Origin of the sequence: Pelagerythrobacter rhizovicinus, assembly GCF_004135625.1 — a bacterium.
GTDB lineage: Bacteria > Pseudomonadota > Alphaproteobacteria > Sphingomonadales > Sphingomonadaceae > Pelagerythrobacter > Pelagerythrobacter rhizovicinus.
Window position 1 is genome coordinate 1 of the sequence record NZ_SDPV01000003.1, and the last position, 1,832, is coordinate 1,832.

The following is a 1,832-nucleotide window of genomic DNA, read 5'->3' on the forward strand; positions in this document are numbered from 1 at the left end:
CCGGCCATGCGAACGCGGCGACGGAAGCTGCGCTCAATGCCATGGCGGTGACGGGCGTGATCGAGATCGCCTATGACACAAACGGGAACGTTGCCTCACGCAAACTCAAATCCGGCAGCACCACTTATTCGCTGACACAGTTCAGCTACGACAGCGACAATCGCCTTGTGTGCACAGCAATCCGGATGAACCCGGCAGTTTACGCATCGCTGCCGGCAAGCGCCTGTTCGCCGGGAACCACGGGCAGCTTTGGCCCTGATCGCATCACCAGGAATCACTACGATGCCAGCGGGCGCGTGACTCGGATGCAGTCGGCGCTCGGCACGATCGATGTTGCCGACGAGTTCGCTGCGACGTTCACGCCGAACGGCCGCACGGAGACTCTCACCGATGGGGAGAGCAACCGGACGACCTATATCTACGATGGCCATGATCGCTTGCGGCAGACGCGTTACCCGCATCCCACCACGAAGAACACGTCCAACGCATCAGACTACGAGCAACTGGGCTACGATGCGGCCGGCAACGTCACGGCGCGGCGTCTGCGTGATGGTCAGACGATCGGCTACGGCTACGATGCGCTGAACCGGCTGATCTCCAAGAACCTGCCCGGCAGCGAGCCCGATGCGACCTATGCCTACGACCTGATGAACCGGCTGACGAGCGCGGTGCAAGGCGGCCAGACGCTGGCGTTCGCGCACGATGCGCTGGGGCGCAACACCGGCCAGTCGGGCCCGCTGGGGACGGTTGGCTATCAGTACGACGCCGCGGGCCGCCGCACGCGGATGACCTGGCCTGACGGATTCTATGTCACCTACGAGTATCACTCCGATGGCTCGATCAAGACGATCCGCGAGAACGGCTCCACCGTGCTGGCAAGCTACGGCTACAACGCGCAAGGCGAGCCGACCGGGGTGACCTTTGCCAACGGCGCAAGCCAGGCGGTGGCGTTCGATCCGGTGGGGCGGCTGTCGTCGATCGCGGCGAACCTGGCCGGGACATCGGCCGACAACACGCGCGGCTTTACCTACAACCCCGCGGGGCAGCTGACGCAGACCACACAGTCGAACGATGCCTATGCGTTCGACGGGCTCTACAATGTCGACCGGACCTACACGGTCAACGGCCGCAACCAGCTGACCAGCGCGGGTGGGACAACGCTGACCTACGACGCGCGCGGCAACCTGGCCAACTCGGGGACCGATACGTTCGCCTATACCAGCGAGAACCTGCTCACCGGGGTGACGGGCGCAGCGAGCATGGTCTACGATCCGCTCGGGCGGCTGTGGCAGGTGGACGATCTGACCAGCGGCGGTGCGACCACGCGGTTCGGGTATGACGGGGTCGCGATGATCGGGGAGTACAATACCGCGAACCAGCTGCAACGCCGCTATGTCCACGGCCCCGGGATCGACAGTCCGATCGTGTGGTACGAAGGCTCAGGCACGACGAACCGCCGGTTCCTCCACGCCGACGAGCGTGGCTCGATCATCGCGGTGTCGAATGCGAGCGGAGCGCTGCTTCAGGCCAACGCCTACGACGAGTATGGCATCCCTGCCGACGACAACCTCGGGCGGTTCCAGTACACCGGGCAGGTGTGGCTGGGGGAAGCGGGCCTCTACTACTACAAGGCTCGTATGTACTCGCCCACCCTCGGCCGGTTCCTCCAGACCGATCCCATCGGATATGCCGACGGGATGAATCTGTACAACTACGTCGGAAGCGATCCGGTGAACTTTACCGACCCAACCGGGACGCAAGCAACCGGATGCACGCTCGTGGTCGGCAGCTATACAATTTATGTCTGGGACGAGAACAGGGACGGCATCGGC

Annotated in this window: 1 protein-coding gene; it reads left to right on the forward strand. The window is 63.9% G+C overall.

What is annotated here, in order from left to right; all coding sequences use genetic code 11:
• A partial coding sequence (locus tag ETX26_RS14210) for an RHS repeat-associated core domain-containing protein (protein ID WP_165271781.1) occupies positions 1–1,832 on the forward strand: 1,832 nt, incomplete at both ends.